Below are 23,310 nucleotides of genomic sequence, written 5' to 3'. Positions count from 1 at the left end.
TAGTCAGTTTTCAAAGTTTTTATTGGGAATTTATTTGTGCTTAACACGCCGTTTTCTCCCTGGCCTTCTTTTACTGAAGAAGAAGCAAATGCTGTTCGGGATGTGATTTTATCCAACAAGGTCAATTACTGGACAGGACAGGAGTGCCGAAACTTCGAGCGTGAGTTCGCAGCCTGGTCCGGCACCACATATGCAGTCGCTCTAGCTAATGGCACGGTGGCGCTAGATCTTGCGCTGAATGCCCTTGGTATAGGGGAGGGCGATGAGGTTGTTGTGACGTCGCGAACCTTCCTGGCCTCTGCGTCGTCCATAGTGAACGCTCGGGCCATACCGGTGTTCGCGGATGTGGACCCCGACTCTCAGGTCATCACAGCCGAGTCGATCAGAGCGGTCTTAACCCCACGTACCCGGGCGATTATCTGTGTTCACCTGGCGGGTTGGCCGTGCGATATGGACCCAATCATGGCGTTGGCGAATGCCCTTGGCCTGTTTGTCATAGAGGATTGCGCGCAGGCTCATGGTGCCCTCTATAAAGGGCACCCGGTTGGCTCCATCGGGCACATAGGTGCTTGGTCCTTCTGCCAGGACAAGATCATGACCACTGGAGGTGAAGGAGGTATGGTCACCACCAACGATGCTGCTCTCTGGTCAAGCATGTGGTCGTTCAAGGATCATGGAAAGTCCTGGGAAGCGGTCTATGAGCGGGGACATGCCCCAGGCTTTCGCTGGCTGCACGAGCGTTTCGGTACCAATTGGCGAATGCTTGAAGTACAGGCAGTCATTGGGCGCATCCAGCTCAAGCGGATGCAGGTTTGGCAGGCCCAGCGCCTTGAGAATGCCCGTCGTATTTGGTCTCGTGCCAGTTTGCTCCCAGGCTTGCGTGTCCCGCTGATACCTGAGGATGTTCGTCATGCTGCTTATAAGTGCTATGTATTTGTCGACCCATCCCGTCTCAAACCAGATTGGAGCCGAGATCGGATTCAGACTGAGATTTCTGAGCTCGGGGTTCCTTGCTTCTCCGGTACTTGTTCGGAGGTCTACCTTGAGAGGGCTTTTGATAATACCGGTTGGCGTCCTGAGTCGCGGCTGCCTGTGGCTAGAGAGCTAGGTGAGACTAGTCTGATGTTTCTGGTTCACCCTACGCTTGAGAAGAGTGAAATTGACAAGACCTGCGATGTTCTGGCTCAGGTCATGGCATTGGCAACAGTTTGATTCAGAGAGTTTGCAGATACTTAGTTAGGGAGTTGTTGTGTTGAGGACTATTGACCTGTTGCGTGAGCGGCTGCTGAAACTACCGCGGCGAACCAAACGCATGTTGCAGGTTGGCACGGATGTAAGTTTAGTCTGGGCTGCCCTGTGGCTTGCCTTTGTCATTCGGCTGGGCGTCGATGACTTGGTTATGCCCTGGGATGGCTATACTTGGCTATTTATAACTGCTCCACTTATTTCTATTCCTCTTTTTATGCGCATGGGTATGTACCGCGAGGTCATGCGTTATTTTGGTAATAACGCGCTCGTGGCGATTGCCAAGGCCGTTACGCTCTCGGCGCTATTTCTTGCGTTAGTGGTCTATTGGTACCAAGACGCCCCCACAACAGTGCCGCGTTCGCTAGTCTTCAATTACTGGTGGCTCAGTATCGTCATGATTGGTGGTCTGCGTCTGTTTATGCGCCAGTATTTTCTAGGGGATTGGTACATGGGGAACCAGGGGCTGCCGTTCATTGCGCGTGATGGAGTATTGCCAAAAGTTGCGATTTACGGTGCCGGTGCGGCAGGTAATCAGCTGAGCATTGCGCTTCGCATGGGGCGGGCCATGCGCCCTGTGGCCTTTATTGACGATGACGATGGGATCGCCAACCGGGTGATTTCTGGCATGCGTGTCTACAAACCCAAGCATATCCAACAGATGATCGACGATACCGGGGCCGAAGAGATTCTTTTAGCCATTCCGTCGGCGACGCGTGGGCGCCGTCGGGAAGTTCTAGAAAAGCTTGAAACATTTCCGCTGCACGTGCGCAGTGTCCCGGGGTTCATGGACTTGGCCAGCGGTCGAGTTAAGGTCGAAGATGTTCAGGAGGTCGACATCGCTGACCTGCTTGGTCGTGATTCTGTCCCACCCCAGCCATCGTTATTCGAGCGCTGTATTCGCGGCCAGGTGGTAATGGTGACTGGGGCGGGAGGTTCGATTGGTTCCGAGCTGTGCCGTCAGATTGTGTCGACGGGGCCAACCACGCTGCTCCTGTTCGAACACAGCGAGTACAACTTGTACAGCATTCACAGCGAGCTGGAGCAGCGTGTTCGCCGTGATTCGCTGCCTGTGCGGTTGGTGCCGATTTTAGGGTCAATCCGAAATCCCGAGCGCCTGTTCGATGTGATGCGCACCTGGAGCGTCAATACGGTTTATCACGCGGCGGCCTACAAGCACGTTCCCATGGTTGAGCACAATATTGCCGAAGGTGTGCTGAATAATGTGTTGGGCACAACATTCACCGCTCAAGCGGCAGTGAAGGCGGGCGTTGAGCATTTTGTGCTTATTTCTACTGACAAGGCGGTGCGTCCGACCAATGTGATGGGCAGCACCAAGCGTTTAGCCGAAATGGTATTGCAGGCGTTGAGTGCTGAGCAGGCGCCTGTGTTGCTGGATGACGAGGGTGTTCACCAGGTCAATAAAACACGGTTCACTATGGTGCGTTTCGGTAATGTTTTAGGCTCTTCAGGTTCGGTTATCCCGTTGTTTCATGAGCAGATCCGTAAAGGCGGGCCTGTTACGGTCACTCATCCGAATATCACCCGCTATTTTATGACCATCCCGGAAGCGGCTCAGCTAGTAATTCAGGCTGGGGCCATGGGGCAGGGCGGCGATGTATTTGTGCTGGATATGGGGCAACCGGTGAAAATTGCCGAGCTGGCCGAGAAAATGATTCATTTGAGTGGCTTGAGTGTTCGCTCCGAGAAAAATTTACAGGGTGATATAGCGATTGAGTTTTCTGGCTTGCGCCCTGGCGAGAAGCTCTACGAGGAGCTGTTGATCGGTGATAACGTCAGCCCGACGGAGCATCCGATGATCATGCGCGCCAATGAAGAGCATTTGCCATGGGAGCAGTTCAAGGTGCGCTTGACTGAGCTGTTGGAGGCTGTTGATCGTGATGACTATGAACGCGTGCGGCAGTTGTTGCGTGAGACGGTTAGTGGTTACAAGCCGGAAGGTGAGATCGTTGACTGGATACATATGAAGCGTCGGCTGGAGCCGTAGGGTTATGCCGTGAGGCCTTGTGGCGCGGGGCATGAGTTGCAGGTTGGTGCTGATCTATTCAGTGATGCATAGAGTTATTTGACAAGTGCATAGCAGCAGCTAGTTTTCAGAGCGTGGAGAGGAAATCCCACGTCGATGAAAACTAACGAAAGGATGCACTACATGCTAAAAGCCAAACTGTCGTCTCTGTTGTTCGCTGTTCTTGCCTCCATGTCCCTGGCGGTTTCCGCCGCTGAAACGCAGACCCCGCCCGCACCTGTTGTTGAAACAGCTGAAGTGGCTCCGGTCGGTAAGATTAATCTCAATACGGCTGACGCAGCCACCCTGCAACGTGAATTGCTGGGGATTGGTGAGGTCAAGGCGCAGGCGATTGTTGCTTATCGTGATGAGCATGGCGACTTTGCTTCGGTGGATGAGTTGCTGGAGGTCAAGGGTATTGGCGAAGCAACGTTGGAGAAGAATCGTGGCAAGTTGAGTATTAACTGACGCATTCAGTTGTTTTAATTTAGGCCGGTTATTAACCGGCCTTTTTGCTTTCTGCGGATGGTGTTTTTAAGCCCTCTGCGCGGTATGCAGTAAATAATAGGTTTGAGGAAGTTTTATGTTCTGGGCGGCTGTTGCGGCGGATGGTGTGGTAGTTGTACATCTACTGTTTATTCTATTTGCGGTGTTGGGCGGAATACTGGTGTGGCGTTGGCGCGGGTTGGCCTGGCTGCATTTGCCTGCGGCCTTCTGGGGGGTGTTGGTGGAACTGATGCACTGGCCCTGTCCGCTGACGCCGTTGGAGCACAGCCTGCGTCTGGCGGCGGGGCAGGCGGGGTATAACGGTGGTTTCGTTGAGCACTATTTGCTGCCGATCATCTATCCGGCTGGGTTGACGCCGCAGATTCAGATTGGCTTGGGGGTGTTTGTTCTGCTGCTTAATGGGCTGATTTATGGTGTGTTGCTTTGGCAGCGCTGGCGGCGGCCGTGAGTTGAGCTTAGGCCGCATTATTCAGATGGATGATGGTGTACAGGCAAGATAATTTCCCCAGCTACACTGGCCCCGTCAATCACAGCATCATAAGGCAGCTTTCCTATGCAAAATCGCATGATGATCACCGGCGCGGGTTCGGGTTTGGGGCGTGAGATTGCCCTGCGTTGGGCGCGTGAGGGCTGGCAGTTGGCGCTGTCGGATGTCAACGAGCCGGGCCTGGCTGAAACCCTGCAATTGGTTCGTGAGGCGGGCGGTGATGGTTTCACTCAGCGCTGCGATGTGCGTGATTACAGTCAGCTGACGGCCTTTGCCCAAGCCTGCGAGGAGAAGCTCGGCGGCATCGATGTGATCGTCAATAATGCCGGTGTTGCCTCTGGCGGCTTCTTCAGTGATCTATCGCTGGAAGATTGGGACTGGCAGATCGCGATCAACCTGATGGGCGTGGTCAAGGGTTGCAAGGCCTTCCTGCCAATGCTGGAAAAGAGTAAAGGCAAGATCGTCAATATCGCTTCCATGGCGGCCTTGATGCAGGGCCCTGCTATGAGTAATTACAACGTGGCCAAGGCCGGCGTTGTGGCGTTGTCGGAAAGCCTGTTGATCGAATTGAAACTGCATGAAGTCAGCGTACATGTGGTGTGCCCATCTTTCTTCCAGACCAACCTGCTGGATTCCTTCCGCGGGCCGACGCCTGCTATGAAGGCGCAGGTTGGCAAGTTGCTGGAAAGCTCGCCGATCAGTGCTGCGAATATTGCTGATTATATTTATCAGGAAATAGCTAAAGGCGAGTTTATGATTCTGCCCCATGAGCAGGGTCGTATGGCCTGGGCGTTGAAGCAGAAAAACCCGCAGTTGCTGTACAACGAAATGACCACCATGGCCGACAAGATGCGTGCGCCACGCACCAAGTGATAAGGCGTTGCTGGTGTCTGTTTGTTGATTTATCGGTCAACTTAATCGCTTCCAGGGCTTGTCTGCGATGAGCTTGCGCTCTAAGGTTTGCGGCCATGTCGGCATGGCCGCGAAACTGATGGATTTACTGTGAAACCTTTTCCGCCGGCCATGCTGTTGCTGGCCCTGATCCTAGCCGCAATCAATTTGCGGCCGGGGATCACCTCCCTGGCGCCGCTGATCGAGCGGATTGCCGAAGAACTGGCCTTGAGCCGCAGTCTGATCAGCCTTACCACTGCGTTGCCCGTGTTGTGTATGGGTTTGTTGGCACCTTTTGCGCCACGTTTGGCCGTGCGTTTGGGCCTTGAGCGCACCATTGCCCTCTGTATGGCGGTGATCGCGGTGGCGCTATTGCTGCGTGCGGTGGGGCATGCCAGTGCAACTTTGATTGGCAGTGCGGTGCTGCTGGGAGCGGCTATTGCGGTTGCCGGGCCTTTGCTATCTGGCTTTATCAAGCGGCACTTTGCCGGGCGCATGGGCAGTGTGGTGGGTTGGTATTCGCTGAGCATGGCGGTTGGTGGTGCTGGTGGTGCAGTGCTCACGGTGCCGGCCACTCAGTGGCTGGGCGATGACTGGGCCTGCGGGCTGGCCATCTGGGCGCTGCCGGCCCTAGTCGGGTTGCTGCTCTGGCTGTGTCTGCCGAATCGTGTCGAAGCCGAGAGTGAGGAGGGCGGTATGGGCTTGCCCTGGCGGCAGCCGCGTGCCTGGTTGATCAGCGCGTTCTTTGCTATTCAGGCCGGCTTGTTTTATGCCCTCGCCACCTGGGCTGTTGCGCGTTATCACGAAGCTGGCTTGAGCCTGATGCACAGCAATAGTCTGTTCAGCGTATCGATGCTGATGGGGTTGCCCAGCTCATTTTTGCTGCCCTGGTTGGCGCAGCGTTTCAAGAACCGCTACCTGCTGTTGGTGGGTTGCGGGCTGTTGTCGTCGATCAGTCTGGCGATGATCACCTTTCAGCCTACCGTTCTGCCTGAACTGTGGGCAGTAACGATTGGCTTTGGCCTGGGCGGCTCTTTTGCCTTGTCGTTGGTATTGCCGTTGTACGAGGCGGGCTCGCCACTGGCGGTCAGTCGCTGGACGGCGATGATGCTGTGCATGGGTTACAGCATCGCCTGCCTGACGCCGGTATTGACCGGACTTGCGCGCGATCTGGCGGGTAACTATCAATTGCCGTTTATGGTGCTGACCGGGCTTGCGGTGCTGATGACGCTGCTGGCCTGGATGATGCGCCGCGGACCGAAGCGCGCGCATCGCTAACTCCGGTTAGGCGTCTCTGCGGCGATGCGTTGACGCTTATTTGGCAGCAGTTCCTTCCTTGGCCAGGACGGCTGTGATAGAAGGCAGCCTTGATTTGCTGGAGTGCCTGCGTGGAGTCGGAATCCATCGTTTATGGTTGCATCCGTGACTGGCCGTCGGACAGTCCGGCGGAAAGCCGTCTGCGTCGTGAAATCAATCGGCAAGTGCTCTATGAGCTGCCGGCGGGCGATGCTTGGAGTTTTCTCGGGAGGGAGATGTTTGCCTGTTGCGAGCAGCCGAGTGACGGCCTGTACCAGACCCAGGTGATCCACTTCGGCGCTAGCTACCGCACAGTGGAATATGAGTGGAGCCTGTGGATCAAGCAGTTCGAGGCGCTGCTCAAGCGTCTGTATTGGGCCAGTGCGGTGGTGCATTTGGAAACCGAGCTGAACGGTACGCACACCTTTCGCTGGGAGTCGGATAGCGGCTTTCACAGCCCACAGGAAGGCGAGTTGCGCGTGCGCTGTGCGTGGGAGCGTGAGGGAGGTCTGCGCGGCTAGCAGGCCTTAGTCCTCCTGCCCCTCCAGCCACTCTTTCGGCACATCGCGTTTGAGCGCCAGCTGGCATTGCTGGCTTTCCGCATCGAAGACAATCACTGCCTGGCCTTTGCTCAGCGCATGGCGCACCCGTTCAATACGGGTATCCAGCGGGGTCTCGTCGCCATTGTCGGTGCCGTCGCGGGTGACGAAGTCTTCGATAAGGCGGGTCAGGGTGTCAGCTTCAAGCAGGGTGTAGGGGATCAGCACGGTAAGGCCTCCAGAGCGCAGCGCGGATGCTAGCAGGCCGTTGAAAAATTACCTACGTTGGCAATACTGCGTTAAAAACGGCGTCGGAATGCTCATGTACAACTCGTACACTCCGCTTCCTCGACCGTTTTTGCCTTGTCTTGCCTGCCTCGCCTACATTTTTCAACGGCCTGCTAACGTGCGCAGCCCTGGCTGACTATGTTTGCCGTGCCGTTACTGCGCAGGCGGTTCGGCCGGCTGCAGATAGGCTTCCAGGGTGCTGTACAGCTTGGCGCTGTCCAGCGGTTTACCGAGGAAGTCATTCATTCCAGAGTCCGCACCGTGCTGGCGGTGTTCATCGAGAATATGTGCGGTCAGGGCGATGATCGGCACTGCCGGCAGGTTGTACTGTCGCTCGAGACGGCGGATCTGCCGGGTAGCTTCGAAGCCATCCATCTCTGGCATTTCGCAGTCCATCAGGATCAGTTGCGTGGCATTCGGGTCGCGTTGGTATTCATTGAGCGCGGCCAGGCCATTGGTCACGAGGCGCACGTTGTAGCCGCGCTTTTTCAGAAAACCCTGCACCACTAACTGATTCACCGGGTTGTCTTCAGCCACCAGGATGCAGGGCGCATTGCCGGTGTCGCTGTGGGTTTTCGGTAGCGGCTTGATTTCCACTGCGCGCGGCTCTTCATAGAGCTCCAGCAGCGCGCTGCGCAGCGCATTGATTGCCAGCGGTTGCGGCAGGCCGAGCAGGCGCAGCCCATTGGAGTTGGGCAGTTGCTGACATTGCTCTGGCGCACAGAGCAGCAGCACGCGCTGCCCTGGTTGCAGCAGCGGGCGCAGTGAGTCCAGCCAGTGCTGAATACTGCCCGGCCAGGGCGCCATCAGCACCAGCAGCGGTGGGGCGGCAAAATCCTCCAGGTAGCCGAGCAGGGTTTCCGGATTCTGGCAGCGTTCGGTGCGCATGCCCCAGCGTCCGAGGAGGCGGCTCAAAGCGTCCAGGCCGAGGCCGTCGAGGGAGGTGAGCAGGGCGGTGCGGCCCTTGAGCAGTTCGTGCAGCGGGTCAGCCGGTAGGGCGTCATCGCCTTGCGGAATGTCGAAGGCGAAGCGCGTGCCCTGGCCTGGCGTGCTCTGTACTTCGATACGCCCACCCATCATTTCTACCAGTTCTTTGCTAATTGCCAGACCCAGGCCGCTGCCGCCGTAACGGCGGGTGGTGCTGGAGTCGCCTTGGGCGAAGGATTCGAATAGCTGAGTCAGTGCCTTGTCACTGATGCCGATACCGCTGTCGCTGATGGCGAACACCAGATGTGGCTTGCCCTGAGAATCATTGCGCCGGCAGACATTCAGTGCCACGTGGCCTTCGGCGGTGAATTTCAGAGCATTGCTGAGCAGGTTCATCAGTACCTGCTTGAGCCGCGTTGGGTCGCCCTGGGCGCGGCGTGGTACACCACTTTCCAGGCTGACGTAGAGGCGCAGGCGCTTGTCCAGGGCTTGTCCGGTGAACAGGCTGAGGGTGTCGGAAATCAGTTCTTCCAGATCGAACTCGATATGTTCCAGGCTGAGCTTGCCGGATTCGATGCGCGCGTAGTCGAGGATGTCGTTGATAACCGCCATCAGCGAGCTGCCAGAGCTGGAAATGGTGTCGACATAAAAACGCTGACTGCGGTCCAGCGGGGTCTCCTTGAGTAATTGCAGCATGCCCAGCACGCCGTTGAGTGGGGTGCGGATCTCGTGGCTCATCTTGGCCAGAAAGCGGCTCTTGGCCAGGTTTTCGATTTCCGCCTGCTCAGCGGCGCGGCGCGACTGGAAGCCTTCTTCCTTGAGCAGGTTGATGCGGTCTGCCAGGCCGATGGACAAGGTGATCAGCTCGATGGTCACGCCAATCTTCACGGCCGTGGCGCCGAATACCCCAAAGACCTCCACGCCCAGTGAGCCGGTGGTGGCCTGGATAAAGGCGAATAGCAAAATGGCCCACGCCAGGGTGTAGTAGGAGCCGTAACGTACACCGCGGCGCCAGATATACAGACCGGTGAGCAGCAGGGTCAGCGACACCAGTGACACGGTGACGCTGGCGAGGATATTCCATGCGTTGAAGCCGATTAACGGTACCGACAACAGGCAGCCGGCGCAGGCCAGCATTAATAGGCGCAGGCCGGTATCCAGTCGCGGAAAGTACTGTGGCGCGTGGAGGAAGTGACGGCTGAACTGAATGGCCGTCAGGCAGTGCAAGTACATCAGGATGTAGATGCTCACCGACTGGAACACAACGTGCTCGGGTAGCAGCTTGAACAGCATGCCGTCGAAGCAGGCCGCCAGCAGGCCGACGTTGAGGTTATAGGCCAGGTACCAGAGGTAGGCGGATTCGCGCAGTGAGATAAACAGAAACAGGTTGTAGCAGAACATCGCAAACAGCACGCCGTAGAACGCGCCATTGAAACCCATGAGGTTTTCCTGGGCGGCGGCGCTGGCCTGGTAGGTGCTGAAGAACAGCGGCATAAAGATTGTGCTGGTGGTCTTTACCCGTATCAGGAGCGTGCTTTCACCAGGTGTCAGTTCAAGTGGAAACCAGAAGTTGCGCACCTGTACCGGGCGCTGGGAGAAGGCATAGCGGTCGCCGCTTTCCTGCATCTGCCACTGGCCATCAGCGCTGGTCAGAAATACCTGCAGGTGATCGAGTAGGGGGTAGTTGACCTCCAGGTAGCCGGCCAGGTTCTGCGCCAGGCTGTTGTTCAGTCGTAACTTGAACCACCAGACCGAATCATTCTTGCCGAGGTTGGCGTGCTCGCCCAAGACGGGGGTAAAGCGTTCATCAGCCAGGGCGCCGACTTGCTCGACGTTCAGCTCGCCTTGCGGGTCTTCCAGGTACGCCATGGATGAGCCTAGCGACAGGCGCAGGTCTGCGCTGTCCAGGTTGGCAGGCAGCAACGCCCAGGCCGGCCCGCACAGCCAGAACAGCAGTACCGCTAGGCATATCCGAGGCATTCAACGACCTCATTATTCTTATTAGAGGCCTGATTGAGGCCCGCGTCATGCCGTCACTTTGCCCGGATGCGCGCGGCCCTTCAAGCGTCCTGATCGCGTGGGCGCAACAGGCTGTCGACAGTAGGCACGCGGGTATCACTTTCCATCTGCGCGTCATGCTCCAGTTGATGGCTGAAGCGCTCTAGCGAGCCCTGCGCCGGCTGGGCGTCACTGGCAAATACCGGTGGGCTGAGCAGGTAGGCGGCGAGTAGGCGGCTGAGGGAGTTGAGGCTGTCGATATGGGTGCGTTCATAGCCGTGGGTGGCATCGCAGCCGAAGGCCAGCAGGGCGGTGCGGATATCGTGGCCGGCGGTGACGGCCGATTGTGCATCGCTGTGGTAATAGCGAAACAGGTCGCGGCGCACCGGAATTTCATTTTCGCTGGCCAGACGCAACAGCTGGCGCGACAGGTGATAGTCATAAGGGCCGCCGGAGTCCTGCATCGCCACGCTGACGGTGTGCTCGCTCGATTGCTGGCCCGGTGCGACTGGGGCGATGTCGATGCCGACGAACTCGCTGACATCCCAGGGCAGTGCTGCGGCAGCTCCGGAGCCGACTTCCTCGGTGATAGTGAACAGCGGGTGGCAGTCGATTTCCGGCTCGATGCCACTTTCCTTAATGGCCTTGAGTGCGGTGAGCAGAGCGGCGACGCCGGCTTTGTCATCCAAGTGGCGTGCGCTGATATGGCCACTTTCGGTGAACTCCGGCAGCGGATCGAAGGCGACGAAATCACCCACCGAGATGCCCAGCGACTCACAGTCGGCACGGGTGCTGCAGTAGGCGTCCAGGCGCAACTCGACGTGGTCCCAGCTGATCGGCAGTTGGTCTACTGCGGTGTTGAAGGCATGCCCCGAGGCCATCAGCGGCAACACGCTGCCGCGAATCACGCCCTGGTCGGTAAACACGCTGACGCGGCTGCCTTCGGCAAAACGGCTCGACCAGCAGCCCACTGCAGCTAGGCCCAGGCGGCCGTTGTCCTGCAGTTCGCGGACGATCGCGCCGATGGTGTCCAGGTGCGCCGAGACCGCGCGATCCGGGCTGCTTTGCTTGCCTTTGAGGGTGCCGCGAATGGTACCGCGCCGGGTCATCTCGAAGGGAATGCCGATCTCCTCCAGGCGCTCGGCGACGTAACGCACGATGGTGTCGGTAAAGCCGGTGGGGCTGGGAATGGCGAGCATTTCCAGCAGCACCTTCTGCAGATAGACGAGGTCGGGCTCTGGGAGTTGTTGCATGGAGTCTCCTCTACGGCGATTGCGCCCCTCTGCCGCAGCCGGAGAGGGGCTGGGGAATGGGTTAGCTGGGTGGCTGGCTCAAGGGAAATAGCAGGTCGATAAAGCGCTCTGCCGTGGGTTGCGGCTGGTGGTTGGCCAGGCCTGCGCGCTCGTTGGCTTCGATAAACACGTACTTGGGCTGATCAGCGGCGGGTACCAGCAGGTCGAGGCCAACCACCGGGATGTCCAGAGCGCGGGCGGCTTTTACTGCGGCATCGGCCAGTACCGGGTGGAGGATGTCGGTGACGTCTTCCAGGCTGCCGCCGGTGTGCAGATTGGCGGTCTTGCGCACGGCCAGGCGCTGCCCGGCTGGTAGCACGCTGTCGTAGTCGACGCCTGCGGCATGCAAGGTGCGCAGGGTTTCGGCGTCTTTGGGGATGCGGCTCTCGCCCTCGGTGGCAGCCTGCCGGCGACGGCTCTGTGCGTCGATCAGCTCGCCGATGCTGTGCTGGCCATCGCCGATCACTTCCGCTGGGCGGCGAATGGCAGCGGCGACTACGGCAAAGCCAATCACCAGAATGCGCAGGTCGAAGCCTGGGTGAAAACTTTCCAGCAAGACGCGGCTGTCGAAGGCGCTGGCGCGCTCAATGGCATCCTGCACATCCAGCGGGGTGCGCAGGTCCACCGCCACGCCCTGGCCTTGTTCGCCATCCACCGGTTTGACCACCAGGCTGCCGTGCTCGGCAAGAAATGCGGCGTTGTCCTCTGCGCTACCGGCCAGGCGCTGGGCTGGCAGGTGCAAGCCGGCGCGGGCCAAGGCGCGGTGGGTCAGGCGCTTATCCTGGCAGAGGGTCATGCTCACGGCGCTGGTCAAGTCGCTCAGTGATTCCCGGCAGCGGATGCGCCGTCCGCCATGGTTCAAGGTGAACAGGCCAGCGTCGGCATCGTCGACCTGCACTTCGATACCGCGGCGCAGCGCTTCATCGACGATGATTCGCGCATAAGGGTTCATCGGTGTATGCGGGCCGGGACCGATGAACAGCGCTTCATTGATGCCGTTTTTGCGCTTGATGCTGAACGTCTGCAGTTCACGAAAGCCCAGCTTGGCGTAAAGCCCTTTGGCCTGGCCGTTGTCATGCAGCACGGACAGGTCGAGGTGGCTCAGGCCGCGGCTCATAAAGTGTTCAACCAGGTGGCGCACCAGTACTTCGCCGACGCCAGGCCGGCTGCAGCGTGGGTCGACCGCCAGGCACCACAGGCTGCTGCCGTGATCTGGGTCTTGATAGGCCTTGTGGTGATTGAGGCCCATAACGCTGCCAATCACTGCGCCGCTGTCTTCATCCTCGGCCAGCCAATACACCGGTCCGCCCAGGTGGCGTGGGGTGAGTTTTTCAGGGTCGATCGGCAACATGCCGCGCAGTTGATACAGGGTGTTGATTGCCTGCCAGTCCTCGGCATTCTGCGCGCGGCGCACCCGGTAACCGCGAAAGCCACGGCGCGCCGGGCGGTAGTCGGTAAACCACAGGCGCAGGGTGTCGGAGGGGTCGAGGAACAGCTGCTGCGGCGCTTGCGCCAACACCTGATGCGGTGCGGCGACATACAGGGCGATATCACGCTCGCCGGCCTGCTCGGTTAGCAGGTCGCTGGCCAAGGCGGCAGGGTCCGGGTAGGTGTGGCCGAGCAACAGGCGGCCCCAGCCGCAATGCACGGCTTGCGGTTGGCTGGGCGGGGCGTTGTGGTCCTCGGCCAGGCGCGCTTGCAAGCGCTCATAGGAGGGCGCTTGGCCGCGCAGTAGGCGTTGATTAAAGGCAGTGGCACGCATTGGCGGTTTTCCTTTGCCGTGAGCAGGTTGCGGATGCTGCGGTGGCTGCGTCTGTGCCCAACCACCGCGGCGCTCTACAGGCTGTGTTCGTTCAACCAGAGATTCAGCGCTGCCAATTGCCACAGCTTCGAGCCGCGCAAGGGGGTCAGCTGACCGTGCGGGTCACTCAGCAGGCGATCAAGCATGGCCGGGTTGAACAGGCCACGATCCTGGCTGGGGTCGAGCAGCAGGTCACGCACCCAGCCCAGGGTTGCGCCCTCCAGGTGCTTGAGGCCAGGCACCGGGAAGTAACCCTTGGGCCGGTCTATCACGGCGCTGGGGATCACCTGGCGTGCGGCTTCTTTGAGCACATGCTTGCCGCCATCCGGCAGTTTGAAGCGCCCCGGGATGCGCGCCGAGAGCTCGGCCAGGCGGTAGTCGAGGAACGGCGTGCGCGCCTCAAGGCCCCAGGCCATGGTCATGTTGTCGACCCGTTTGACCGGGTCATCGACCAGCATCACCGTGCTGTCCAGGCGCAGCGCCTTGTCCACTGCGGCCACGGCGCCGGGCTGAGCGAAATGTTCACGGACAAAGTCGCCGGCCATGTCGCCGGTCAACCACTCAGGCTGCACACAGGCAGCGTACTCGTCGTAATCGCGGTCGAAGAACGCCGCGCGGTAAGCGCTGAAGGCATCCTCGGCGGCGTCCACCTGCGGGTACCAGTGGTAACCGGCGAACAGTTCATCGGCGCCCTGGCCGCTCTGCACAACCTTGCAATGCTTGGCCACCTCGCGTGACAGCAGGTAGAAGGCGATGCAGTCGTGGCTGACCATCGGCTCGCTCATGGCGCGGAAGGCGGCGGGCAACTGTTCGAGAATCTCGTGTTCGCCAATACGCAGCTGATGGTGACGGGTGGCGAAGTGCTCGGCGATCAGGTCGGAGTACTGGAACTCGTCGCCGCGCTCGCCGCCGGCATCCTGAAAGCCGATGGAGAAGGTCGATAGGTTTTCCACCCCGGCTTCACGCAGCAGGCCAACCAGCATGCTCGAGTCGACGCCGCCGGAAAGCAGCACGCCGACATCCACGGCGGCGCGCTGGCGGATCGATACCGCCTCGCGCATGCCGTCGAGTACGCGCTCTTGCCATTCATCCAGGCCGAAGGCGATTTCCTCGCGCTGCGGGCCGAATGTTAGGTTCCACCAGGTCTGCTGCTCGCAGTTGCCCTGGGCGTCGATGCGCATCCAGCTTGCGGGCGGAAGTTTTTCTACGCCAGCCAGCAGGGTGCGCGGCGCGGGCACCACAGCGTGGAAATTCAGGTAGTGGTTAAGGGCGACGGGGTCGAGGGTCTTGCCGATATCGCCACCGGCCATCAGCGCCGGCAGGCTGGAGGCAAAACGCAGGCGTTCAGCCGTGCGTGACAAATACAGCGGCTTGACCCCGAGGCGGTCGCGGGCGATGAACAGTTGCTGGCTATCCCGTTCCCAGATGGCGAAGGCGAACATGCCATTGAGCTTGGGCAGCAGATCGGTGCCCCAGGCGTGGTAGCCCTTGAGCAGCACTTCTGTGTCGCCGCCTGAGAAGAAGTGATAGCCCAGGGCTTTCAGCTCTTCACGCAGTTCTGGGTAGTTGTAGATGGCGCCGTTGAATACCATGGACAGGCCCAGATCGCTGTCGATCATCGGTTGGCCTGAGGCTTCGGCGAGATCCATGATCTTCAGCCGGCGATGGCCAAGGGCAAGTGGCCCTTGGCTGTGAAAGCCATGCGCGTCTGGGCCGCGTGGGGCTAAGTGATGGGTGATCCGCTCGACTGCAGCCATGTCGGCTGGTCGTTGATCAAAGCGTAGTTCTCCAGCTATTCCGCACATAGTTTTCCTTACCGGTATTGCCGTTGGGGAGTGGTTCGGCGCTGCCGAACCTTTTACACGAAAACAAAATAATGCTTTCATGTCAAAGTTTTATATCGAATTAAAAGGCGTATATGGCTGATAAAAAGGTTTCTACTGAAATAGATTTGTCATCTGTTTCGGCCTTCGAGCTACCGCTGTTTCAGGCCTTGCGGCGCCTGCAGCAGGCGGGTGAAGTGCATGCCAAGCGTCTCGGTCGCTTTGGTGGGCTGACGCCGATGCAATTGATGATTCTGCAGGTGCTGGCGGGAGAGCCGCGTCTGACGGCCAGTGACCTCAGCGGCCGTGTCAGCCTCACGGCCGCGACCCTGTCGGGCATGCTCGACAGGTTGGAGGAAAAGGGCCTGCTGCAACGTCAACGCGATGACCAAGATCGGCGCCGTCAGTGGTTGCTGCTTAGCGAGTCGGGTCGTGCGTTGCTGCAACAAGCGCCGAGCCTGCTGCCGCCGGAGTTCGTCGAGCGCTTTGCCGGGCTTGATGAGTGGGAGCGTCACAGCCTGACCGCCGCGTTGTTACGCGCGGCGCAGCTGTGTGGGGAGATGGAGTAAACATGCCGCGCCAGGCCGGCGCGGCACTGCAGGCTTAGCGTTTGGGCTGTTTGTACAGATCCAGCAGCACCTGATCGAGAATCGACGAGGCGCCCCACGGGCGTGGGTCGTTGAGGATGGCGACCACGGCCCAGCTGTTGCCGTTGCTGTCGCGGCTGAAGCCGGCGATGGCGCGAACATTGTTCAGCGTACCGGTCTTGATTCGCGCCTCGCCCACCAGCGGCGTGCGGTGCAGGCGTTTGCGCATGGTGCCGTCCATCGCCACCAATGGCAGCGAAGCCATAAATTCGGCGGCGTAAGGGCTCTTCCAGGCCGCTTGCAGCAGCGCTGCCATTTCCCGCGCACTGACGCGTTCGGCGCGAGATAACCCAGAGCCGTTCTCCATCACCAGGTGCGGCGCGGTAATGCCTTTACGCGCTAGCCAGCTGCGGATGACCCGTTGTGCGGCCTTGCTATCGTCCTGGTCGGCGGAGTTGCGAAACTGCGCGCCAAGGCTGAGGAACAGCTGCCGGGCCATGGTGTTGTTACTGTATTTGTTGATGTCGCGGATGATCTCGGTCAGGTCCGGCGAGTAGGCGCGGGCCAGCAGGCGAGCATTCTCCGGGACTGGGGCGAGGCGATCTTTACCCATGATGCTGCCGCCCAGCTCCTGCCAGATGGCGCGGATGGCGCCGGCGGCGTAGCTCGGGTGGTCAAGCAGTGACAGGTAGGTCTGCGAGCTGCAGCCCTCGGCAAGCTTGCCGCTGACAATCACCGTGGTGCCGTCGAACTCGGTTACCGGGTTGTAGCGCACATCCGGCCAGCTTGGGCATTTGGCTGCTGGTAGGGCTTTGACACGGTTATCGATGCGGATATCGGCAATCGGCGGCTCGGCGGCGATATACACCTTGCCGCCCTCGGTCCGGGCGATAAAACGCAGGGCCTTGAGGTTGACCAGCAACGAGTCGGGGGTCACCAGGAACGGCTTGTTGGAGTCACCGCCATCGTCATTGAAGCTGGGCAACTGTGGCTGTACGAAGTGGCTACGGTCGAGCACCAGGTCGCCAGTTACCTGCAGCACGCCGTTGGCCCGCAGGTCGCGCATCATCAGCCAGAGCTTTTCCATGTTCAGCTTGGGGTCGCCGCCGCCCTTGAGGTACAGGTTGCCGTTAAGCACGCCGTTCTTCAGCTGGCCGTCGGTGAAGAATTCTGTTTTCCACTGGTGGGTCGGGCCAAGCAGTTCAAGCGCTGCGTAGGTGGTGACCAGCTTCATGGTGGAGGCCGGGTTTACGGATATGTCGGCATTGAAGAAGGTGCTGTTGCCAGGGCCATTGAGCGGCACTGTGACCACGGACAGCGATTGGCTGCTGATCTTGTTGGCTTTCAGCGATTGCTGAACCTTGTTTGATAAACCGTTCGTGGCGGCTGCCAGTGGCAGGCAAACAGGCAGCAGTAGGCCGGCGATGGCCAGATGACGCAGGGTTTTGATCATGGGCGACTCCCCTCCAGCTGAGGGACAAAGGTGACGCGAGGCATGTAAAGAGGTTCCATCGCGGATTGAGAAGATGTTGGCAATTATGCCCCAATACAGGGCCGGCTGAGTGGCCGTAAATACCATCAGCCGGGCTTTTCTGCGGGCAATCGAGCGACCTGTCGTCTTCCAGGCGGGCGCGCAGGCCACGAAACTGCTAGAGTGCCGCGCGATATCACTTTTGAGGATTGTTCCATGGCTACTAACCGTTCCCGCCGTCTGCGCAAAAAACTCTGCGTGGATGAATTCCAGGAGCTGGGTTTTGAGCTGAACCTGAACTTCAAGCAAGACCTGGCCGATGAGGCCATCGACAGCTTTCTTGAGCAGTTCCTGCGTGACGCCATGACCGTTAACGGCCTGGGCTATGTCGGCGGCGATGACTTCGGTCTGGTGTGCCTGTCCAAGCGTGGCTCGGTCAACGAAGAGCAGCGTGCTGCCGTTGAAGCCTGGCTGAAAGGCCGTGACGAGCTGGTGGATTTCACCGCCAGCCCGCTGATCGACGTCTGGTACCCAGACAACTCGATCAATCAGGCCTAAAGCTTGTGAGCAGGGCATGCATCGCGCATGCCCTGTTGCTTTTCCCTTCTGTACGTCCTCGTTATTCGCTCAGGCCAGCCTTGGCCAGCAGCACATCGTTATCAACCTGGTCAATCTGCTCGCGGCGTAGAAAGCGTTCGGCGTAGCTGAGGTAGATCTTTTCCCGCACGAACAGCCCAAACAACTCGGGGTCGATGTGTGCGCCTTTGCACATGCCGGCCATGATATTGAGTGATTCGGACAGCAGCTTGCCCTTTTTGTAGGGGCGATCCACCGCGGTCAGCGCTTCGAAGATATCGGCAATCGCCATCATTCTGGCCGGCAGGCTCATGTCCTCGCGTTTCAGGCGTTTCGGGTAGCCGGTACCGTCCATCTTTTCATGGTGGCCGCCGGCAATCTCGGCGACGCTGGTCAGGTGTGCGGGGAAGGGCAGGTGGCTGAGCATGCGGATGGTCTGCACCATATGGCCGTTGATGATAAAGCGCTCTTCGTTGGTCAGGGTGCCGCGGCTAATGCTGAGGTTATAGACCTCGCCGCGATTGTGTTTGTAGTGCGGCACTTCCAGCTTGAAGCCCCAAGGATTGTCCTCGGCGATCAGCTCGTTTTCAGGGCGTTCGATCAGGTGTTCGGCTTTGTCACTGAGCAGCGCTTCCTGCACCGGCAGTGGCTGCGCCGGGGTACGCGACTGACGCAGGTTCTCTTCCCATGACACGCCCAGTCGATCATCCAGGGTGCGCGTCCAGGTGCGCGCGGCAATGCTGCGCAGGCGCTGCAGATCGGCTTCGGCCATCGCCTCGCCGCCCAGGTTGCAGCGGGCGATAAAGGCAAATTCATCATCCAGAGTCGCGAGCAGTTCATCGCGCGCCTGGCTGAGATTAGCGGCGTCGCCGCCCTGGCTGAGATGTTCCCAGTAACTGATCCAGGCATCGCGCTTGAGCACCTCAAAGCGCATGCGCACTTCATGGATGCGGTCGCAGATGGTTTCCAGCTTGGTGGCTTTATCCACCACATACTCGGGCACGGTGACCTTGCCGCAGTCATGCAGCCAGGCGGCGATATGCAGGGCTTCCCATTCTTCTTCACTGGGTTGGTAATCGCTGAACGCGGCCTCCTCGCTTGCAGCCGCGGCGCGGGCGAGCATAAGGGTGATTTCCGGCACGCGCTGGCAGTGGCCACCGGTGTAAGGGCTCTTGGCGTCGATGGCGCCGGCGATCAGCTGGATAAAGGCGTCGAGCAGCTTCTTCTGTTGATCGAGCAGGCGCTGGCTCTCGATGCACAGCGCCGCCACGCCGGAAACCGCTTCGACATAGGCAATGCGTTCGGGGCGCAGCATGGCCAGTTCGGCTTCATCACCGGTGTCGCGGTGCAGTAGCACCAGCACCCCCAGTGTCTGGCCCTGGCGGTTATGCAAGCCGGTGCAGACCAGGTGCGCGCGTGGACTGTCGAGGGTGTGCAGCAAACTCTGGAAACCCTGCGCATGCTCGAAGCCCAGCGACACGGTGACGCTGGGGCCGCCTGCTGCCGTTTGCGCCAGCCAGTCGGGCAGGGCGGGATCGTTCGGGTCGAAGCTGGGGATGCGGTGTTCTTCCAGATTGTGCTGCAGTTCGTTAATAAACAGGCCGTGTGGCTCAAGGTGGCCGCTGCTGCTGTCGCGTAAATAGAGCAGGCCGCCGCTGGCTTCACTAAGGTCGACGGTTTCGCGCAGTACCCGGCGCAGCAGGGCATCGAAGCGGGTTTCCGCCGATAGCGTGGCGGCAATGTCGAGGAAGCTGGAGATGGTTTCCTTCATTCGCCCCATCGACACCGCAAGCTGATCGACTTCCTTGACGAAGGAGCGTCCGCTGGCCGGGTAATCAAAGTTGAAACTGCGGATAGCTTCGGCCTCACCGACGAGGATGCGCAGCGGTTTGACCAGAATATTGGAGAGCAGCCAGCCAATCGGGATGCATAGCAGCAGGATGCCCAGGGTCAGTACTGCGCCCTGCCAACGGATGCGGTAGGCATCGGCCAGTAGCTCGCTTTCTGGCGCTAGCAGGGCTAGGCGCAGCCCTTGCGGGCCGCCCTCGCTGAACTGGCTGTAGGAGATTTGCCAGCGCTGTTTATTCAGGTGTACGGCGCCCTGACGATCTTCGTTGAGCCCGAGGCTGAGAAAGTCGGCAAGCACCGGACTGAGATCCTTGACCTGTGCCAGTTGCAGCGTTGCCCCAGGAATTATCAGGCGTGAACTGTCTGGATAGGCCACCGCACTGCCATCGGGGCTGTACAGCACCACTTCGGTGGAGGGCGTCAGGCGGTGTTCGGCGAGGGTGGCGGAGAGGTCATCGAGGGTCAGGTCGGCGCCCACCACTGTGGTTTCGCTGCTTTTTCGGGCAATTGTGGTGCCGATTTCTCCGGTGGAGAAGAAGGCGTAGGGCGCGGTAGTGAAGTGCTCCTGGCTCTGTAATGCGCTGTTGTACCAGGGGCGTCTGCGTGGGTCGTAGGTTTCCTTGAGGTTCTGCCGGCGACTGATCGGCTGCAGCTGTGCGTCGAAGAACAGGTATTCGGAATCCAGGCGTTGTTCGCTGATGCGGTCGATGCTCCACACCTGATACGCCGCGCCTGCGGGGGCGAAGAAGATCTGCCGCAATTTTTCGCTGCGCAGCGGCCGCACCATAAAGAAACTGCCATCGCCATAGCCGACATAGATCGACGCCAGCTTGGGGTTGTCGCGCAGCGCCTGGCTGAAAATCGGCAGCATGATCATGCGTTCATGGCGGTCACGGCCGTTGACCTGCTCGTTGCGCGCCAGCAGGTTGATCATGTTACGAATGGGTTGGTAGGTATTGCGCAGATCCGCCTGAACTTCCTTGCGCATCTGGCTGAACAGCTGATCGCTGCTGCTGAGGATGATGTTGCTGGTCTGTTGGTAGTTGAAGTACCCCAGCACCACCCCTGAACCTAGCAGCAGTAGGGTGAATAGCACACTGATATGGATATGGAGCGGAAAACGGCGTTCCCTGGACTTTACTGTCTGCTGCATCCGCGCATGTCCTTGTATGCCTTGGTCAAGCGCAAAGCATAGTGGAGGCTTATGCGCTTTGCCGCTGTGCGGATGCAGGTTTTTTGCGCTTCAACTGCTCTAAGTTGGGCCTGTGCTGTGCTTGGCTTGTTGCAGATTGTGTCGATGTTTCAACCAGCGCTCCAGGCCATACACCAGTAGCGCCACCAGCAAGGCCAGGGCTACGCCGATCAGGCTGTTGAACAGGCGCACCTGCGGCAGTTGCCAGTCATGCGCCAGGCTTTCGGCCAGCAACACAAAGCACACCGTGGTCTGTAGCACAAACAGGCCGTAATGGTTGGCCTGCAGGGCACGGCTAAGGGCGATCAGCGGTAGTAATGTGGCGACCATCAGTGCCGGATTTTGCATGCTGTGCCCGAGCAGAATCAGCAGCCCGGCTGCGCCCAGGCTGGCGAGGATTGATTGCACCGCGCGTACCAGGCTGCCTTGAAAATCCAGCTGCAAGGTGGTGACCACGGTTAGCGTTAGCCAGTAGCCGCGGTGTAACTCGGCCAGGTTGACGATAAGCCCGGAGAGGGCGGACGCCAGGGTGCAGCCCAGCGCATGCAGGCGCCACTTCTGTTGTGGCAGACGCTTGGCGTGGCGCCTGAGCACCTTGAAGATGCTGATAAAGCGCGGCATGTACGGCCACATGCGCAGGCCATGCATGCCGCGCAGGCCGAAGGCCAGCAGCATCACCCAGAGCCCGCCGAGGATAAACAGCATGGCGATGGCGTAGGGGTTGTTCAGCGAGCCCAGGCCTTGCTGGCCTTGGCCCAGGCACAGGCAGATAGCCAAACCGATGCCCAGCTTGCCGGCTTCGCTGCCGAAGCGCTGCAACCAGGCGAGCAGGAAACCGAACGCGGCGAAGACCAGCAAACTGGCGTAGGGATGGCTGGCTGACCAGAAGCCCAGTCCCGCGCTGCAGGCGCCCAGGCCGCAGAGCATCAACATGCGCAGCATGCCCAGGCGGTGCAGTGGGTTGGCCTGGGCCGCCTGGAAGGCACCTGCCGAGGCCCAGAGAAACCCCGGATGAGCGCTGAACAGCCCGAGCAGCAACGGCAGCGCGCAGCCAAAACCGGCGACCATTGCCGGGCCCCAGGCGGGTGGGCCGGCATGCCAGCTGAAGGTTTGTCGCAGTAGGCTATTCATGGCTTATACCGGGCTTGAACGGCCCGTCATCTCGCGGGCCATTTCAGTAGCGTAGCTGTCGGTCATACCGGCGATAAAATCGATCATGCGCAGGAATGAGCGGTACAGCGGCCAGTTGGGGTCGGGTGCATTATTGCCCAGCAGGTCGAGAATACGCCGGTTCTTGAAGGATGGTGTGCGCCCGCCATGTTGCTCCAGCGCCGCGCCGCAAAAGGCATTCAGCAGAATTTCCAGGGTGGTGTAGGCGCCAATCTCGTGCAGGGTCTTGCGCTTGTCCTGGAAGATCTTCTGCCGAGCCATGTCCTTGGCGCTTTGCACGCAACGTTTGGCGGTGCCGTGCATATGCTCAACCAGGTCGCCCTGCAAGGTGCCGACGAGCAGGGCATCCTGCTGCTCGACAAAGGCTTCAGCGGCGGCATTGGTCAGGTGTTCGATGGCTTTGCCGCGCAGGATCGCCAGCTTGCGCCGCTTGGAGTCGTCCGGGCCGAGCTGGCGATAGGTTTCCGGCAGGTCATCGCCGACCAGGTCGAGCAGCAGCGCTTCAACCTCGCTGTATTCGAGCAGCTCCATTTCCAAGCCGTCTTCCAGGTCGATCAGGCCGTAGCAGATGTCGTCTGCCGCTTCCATCAGGTAGACCAGCGGGTGACGCGCCCAGCGTTGTTCCTCCAGCTGCGGCAGGCCGAGTTTGCTGGCGATCTGCTCAAGCAGCGGCAGCTCGCTCTGGTAGCAGCCAAATTTGTGTTTCTTGTAACCCAGGGCTTCGGCGTGGCGGGCGGTCCAGGGGTACTTGAGGTAGGTGCCCAGCGTGGCGTAGGTCAGCCGGGTGCCACCGTCGAACTGGTGGTATTCCAACTGGGTGAGTACCCGAAAGCCCTGGGCATTGCCCTCGAAGCTAAGGAAATCGCCGCGCTCGGCCGCGCTCATCGAATCCAGCCAGCCGCGCCCGGCAGCCTGCTGAAACCAGTGGCGAATGGCGTCTTCACCGGAGTGACCAAAGGGCGGGTTGCCGATGTCGTGGGCCAGGCAGGCGGACTGCACGACCATGCCTAAATCGCTTGGCTCGCACCAGGCCGGCAGGACATCGCGAATCATCTCGCCGACGCGCATACCCAGGGAGCGGCCCACGCAGCTGACTTCCAGCGAATGGGTCAGGCGGGTGTGGATATGGTCGTTGCTCGACACCGGGTGCACCTGGGTCTTGCGTCCTAGGCGGCGAAACGCGCCAGAGAAAATGATGCGGTCATGGTCTTTGTGGAACGGGGTGCGGCCCAGTTCGGCGACGCTGTGCGTCGGCTTGCCGAGTCGTTCACGGTTGAGCAGGGTTTGCCAATCCAAGGTAGATCCTCGCCGTTACCTGGCTTTGCCGGCTAGCTTCGGGGTTCTAT

18 protein-coding genes are annotated in these 23,310 nt (G+C 59.9%); 9 read left to right on the top strand and 9 right to left on the bottom strand.

Annotated features, from left to right (window positions below; genetic code table 11):
- The first annotated feature begins 36 nt into the window (after window positions 1–36).
- From ACIGEK_RS16155 to ACIGEK_RS16125, 7 genes are all read left to right on the top strand, one after another.
- Entirely contained in the window at window positions 37–1,212 is a 1,176-nt protein-coding gene (locus ACIGEK_RS16155) for a DegT/DnrJ/EryC1/StrS family aminotransferase (protein WP_397494308.1), read from the top strand.
- A 100-nt stretch (window positions 1,213–1,312) separates the two neighbouring features.
- Window positions 1,313–3,253 carry a polysaccharide biosynthesis protein gene (locus ACIGEK_RS16150; protein ID WP_397494631.1) on the top strand — a complete coding sequence of 647 codons (1,941 nt, stop codon included), beginning with the start codon at window positions 1,313–1,315 and terminating at the stop codon, window positions 3,251–3,253.
- 162 nt (window positions 3,254–3,415) lie between these two features.
- The gene (locus ACIGEK_RS16145) at window positions 3,416–3,739 is read left to right on the top strand and encodes a ComEA family DNA-binding protein (protein WP_397494307.1); all 324 of its coding nucleotides are present in this window, start codon (window positions 3,416–3,418) and stop codon (window positions 3,737–3,739) included.
- A gap of 115 nt (window positions 3,740–3,854) precedes the next feature.
- Entirely contained in the window at window positions 3,855–4,226 is a 372-nt protein-coding gene (locus ACIGEK_RS16140; RefSeq protein WP_397494306.1) for a DUF2784 domain-containing protein, read from the top strand.
- Window positions 4,227–4,331: 105 nt separating this feature from the next.
- Window positions 4,332–5,138: an SDR family oxidoreductase gene (locus ACIGEK_RS16135; protein ID WP_397494305.1), complete on the top strand. Its 807-nt coding sequence runs from the start codon at window positions 4,332–4,334 to the stop codon at window positions 5,136–5,138.
- A gap of 129 nt (window positions 5,139–5,267) precedes the next feature.
- Entirely contained in the window at window positions 5,268–6,434 is a 1,167-nt protein-coding gene (locus ACIGEK_RS16130; protein WP_397494304.1) for a CynX/NimT family MFS transporter, read from the top strand.
- 110 nt (window positions 6,435–6,544) lie between these two features.
- Window positions 6,545–6,973: a hypothetical protein gene (locus ACIGEK_RS16125; protein WP_397494303.1), complete on the top strand. Its 429-nt coding sequence runs from the start codon at window positions 6,545–6,547 to the stop codon at window positions 6,971–6,973.
- A gap of 6 nt (window positions 6,974–6,979) precedes the next feature.
- Here ACIGEK_RS16125 and ACIGEK_RS16120 read toward each other — a convergent pair whose 3' ends face one another.
- From ACIGEK_RS16120 to ACIGEK_RS16100, 5 genes are all read right to left on the bottom strand, one after another.
- On the bottom strand, window positions 6,980–7,219 hold the full coding sequence (locus tag ACIGEK_RS16120; RefSeq protein ID WP_397494302.1) for a YheU family protein: 240 nt from the start codon (window positions 7,217–7,219) through the stop codon (window positions 6,980–6,982).
- A gap of 213 nt (window positions 7,220–7,432) precedes the next feature.
- Window positions 7,433–10,186: a 7TM diverse intracellular signaling domain-containing protein gene (locus ACIGEK_RS16115; RefSeq protein WP_397494301.1), complete on the bottom strand. Its 2,754-nt coding sequence runs from the start codon at window positions 10,184–10,186 to the stop codon at window positions 7,433–7,435.
- An 80-nt stretch (window positions 10,187–10,266) separates the two neighbouring features.
- Window positions 10,267–11,457 (bottom strand): osmoprotectant NAGGN system M42 family peptidase, encoded by a 1,191-nt coding sequence (locus ACIGEK_RS16110; RefSeq protein WP_397494300.1) that lies wholly within the window; start codon window positions 11,455–11,457, stop codon window positions 10,267–10,269.
- A 61-nt stretch (window positions 11,458–11,518) separates the two neighbouring features.
- Entirely contained in the window at window positions 11,519–13,258 is a 1,740-nt protein-coding gene (ngg, locus tag ACIGEK_RS16105) for an N-acetylglutaminylglutamine synthetase (RefSeq protein ID WP_397494299.1), read from the bottom strand.
- 74 nt (window positions 13,259–13,332) lie between these two features.
- Window positions 13,333–15,102, bottom strand: coding sequence for an N-acetylglutaminylglutamine amidotransferase (locus tag ACIGEK_RS16100; protein ID WP_397494298.1), 1,770 nt, complete (start codon window positions 15,100–15,102; stop codon window positions 13,333–13,335).
- Window positions 15,103–15,215: 113 nt separating this feature from the next.
- Here ACIGEK_RS16100 and ACIGEK_RS16095 point away from each other — a divergent pair, with 113 nt between their 5' ends.
- Window positions 15,216–15,689, top strand: a complete 474-nt coding sequence (locus tag ACIGEK_RS16095) for a MarR family winged helix-turn-helix transcriptional regulator (protein WP_397494297.1) — start codon at window positions 15,216–15,218, stop codon at window positions 15,687–15,689.
- A 34-nt stretch (window positions 15,690–15,723) separates the two neighbouring features.
- Here ACIGEK_RS16095 and dacB read toward each other — a convergent pair whose 3' ends face one another.
- The gene (gene dacB, locus ACIGEK_RS16090; protein ID WP_397494296.1) at window positions 15,724–17,160 is read right to left on the bottom strand and encodes a D-alanyl-D-alanine carboxypeptidase/D-alanyl-D-alanine-endopeptidase; all 1,437 of its coding nucleotides are present in this window, start codon (window positions 17,158–17,160) and stop codon (window positions 15,724–15,726) included.
- Window positions 17,161–17,394: 234 nt separating this feature from the next.
- Here dacB and ACIGEK_RS16085 point away from each other — a divergent pair, with 234 nt between their 5' ends.
- Window positions 17,395–17,736 carry a YggL family protein gene (locus ACIGEK_RS16085; RefSeq protein ID WP_397494295.1) on the top strand — a complete coding sequence of 114 codons (342 nt, stop codon included), beginning with the start codon at window positions 17,395–17,397 and terminating at the stop codon, window positions 17,734–17,736.
- Window positions 17,737–17,797: 61 nt separating this feature from the next.
- On the opposite strand, the gene ACIGEK_RS16080 is transcribed toward ACIGEK_RS16085, so the two are convergent.
- From ACIGEK_RS16080 to ACIGEK_RS16070, 3 genes are all read right to left on the bottom strand, one after another.
- A complete protein-coding gene (locus ACIGEK_RS16080; RefSeq protein WP_397494294.1) occupies window positions 17,798–20,755 on the bottom strand; it encodes an HD domain-containing phosphohydrolase in 2,958 nt (985 codons plus the stop codon).
- A gap of 99 nt (window positions 20,756–20,854) precedes the next feature.
- Window positions 20,855–21,925, bottom strand: coding sequence for an FUSC family protein (locus tag ACIGEK_RS16075; protein WP_397494293.1), 1,071 nt, complete (start codon window positions 21,923–21,925; stop codon window positions 20,855–20,857).
- A gap of 3 nt (window positions 21,926–21,928) precedes the next feature.
- On the bottom strand, window positions 21,929–23,260 hold the full coding sequence (locus tag ACIGEK_RS16070; protein WP_397494292.1) for a deoxyguanosinetriphosphate triphosphohydrolase: 1,332 nt from the start codon (window positions 23,258–23,260) through the stop codon (window positions 21,929–21,931).
- Window positions 23,261–23,310 lie beyond the last annotated feature (50 nt).

Origin of the sequence: Pseudomonas sp. NPDC079086 (assembly GCF_044542155.1) — a bacterium.
Taxonomy (GTDB): Bacteria; Pseudomonadota; Gammaproteobacteria; order Pseudomonadales; family Pseudomonadaceae; genus Aquipseudomonas.
Note: the sequence above shows the minus strand (reverse complement) of the source record. Positions and strands in the feature narration are given on the sequence as shown.

What these genes read in the sequence shown, in the direction of transcription:
- ACIGEK_RS16150 (WP_397494631.1), top strand. Translation starts at nt 1,313, where the DNA reads ATGTTGCAGGTTGGCACGGATGTAAGTTTAGTCTGGGCTGCCCTGTGG.
- ACIGEK_RS16145 (WP_397494307.1), top strand. Translation starts at nt 3,416, where the DNA reads ATGCTAAAAGCCAAACTGTCGTCTCTGTTGTTCGCTGTTCTTGCCTCC.
- ACIGEK_RS16140 (WP_397494306.1), top strand. Translation starts at nt 3,855, where the DNA reads ATGTTCTGGGCGGCTGTTGCGGCGGATGGTGTGGTAGTTGTACATCTA.
- ACIGEK_RS16135 (WP_397494305.1), top strand. Translation starts at nt 4,332, where the DNA reads ATGCAAAATCGCATGATGATCACCGGCGCGGGTTCGGGTTTGGGGCGT.
- ACIGEK_RS16115 (WP_397494301.1), bottom strand. Translation starts at nt 10,186, where the DNA reads ATGCCTCGGATATGCCTAGCGGTACTGCTGTTCTGGCTGTGCGGGCCG.
- ACIGEK_RS16110 (WP_397494300.1), bottom strand. Translation starts at nt 11,457, where the DNA reads ATGCAACAACTCCCAGAGCCCGACCTCGTCTATCTGCAGAAGGTGCTG.
- ngg (WP_397494299.1), bottom strand. Translation starts at nt 13,258, where the DNA reads ATGCGTGCCACTGCCTTTAATCAACGCCTACTGCGCGGCCAAGCGCCC.
- ACIGEK_RS16100 (WP_397494298.1), bottom strand. Translation starts at nt 15,102, where the DNA reads ATGTGCGGAATAGCTGGAGAACTACGCTTTGATCAACGACCAGCCGAC.
- ACIGEK_RS16095 (WP_397494297.1), top strand. Translation starts at nt 15,216, where the DNA reads ATGGCTGATAAAAAGGTTTCTACTGAAATAGATTTGTCATCTGTTTCG.
- dacB (WP_397494296.1), bottom strand. Translation starts at nt 17,160, where the DNA reads ATGATCAAAACCCTGCGTCATCTGGCCATCGCCGGCCTACTGCTGCCT.
- ACIGEK_RS16085 (WP_397494295.1), top strand. Translation starts at nt 17,395, where the DNA reads ATGGCTACTAACCGTTCCCGCCGTCTGCGCAAAAAACTCTGCGTGGAT.
- ACIGEK_RS16080 (WP_397494294.1), bottom strand. Translation starts at nt 20,755, where the DNA reads ATGCAGCAGACAGTAAAGTCCAGGGAACGCCGTTTTCCGCTCCATATC.
- ACIGEK_RS16075 (WP_397494293.1), bottom strand. Translation starts at nt 21,925, where the DNA reads ATGAATAGCCTACTGCGACAAACCTTCAGCTGGCATGCCGGCCCACCC.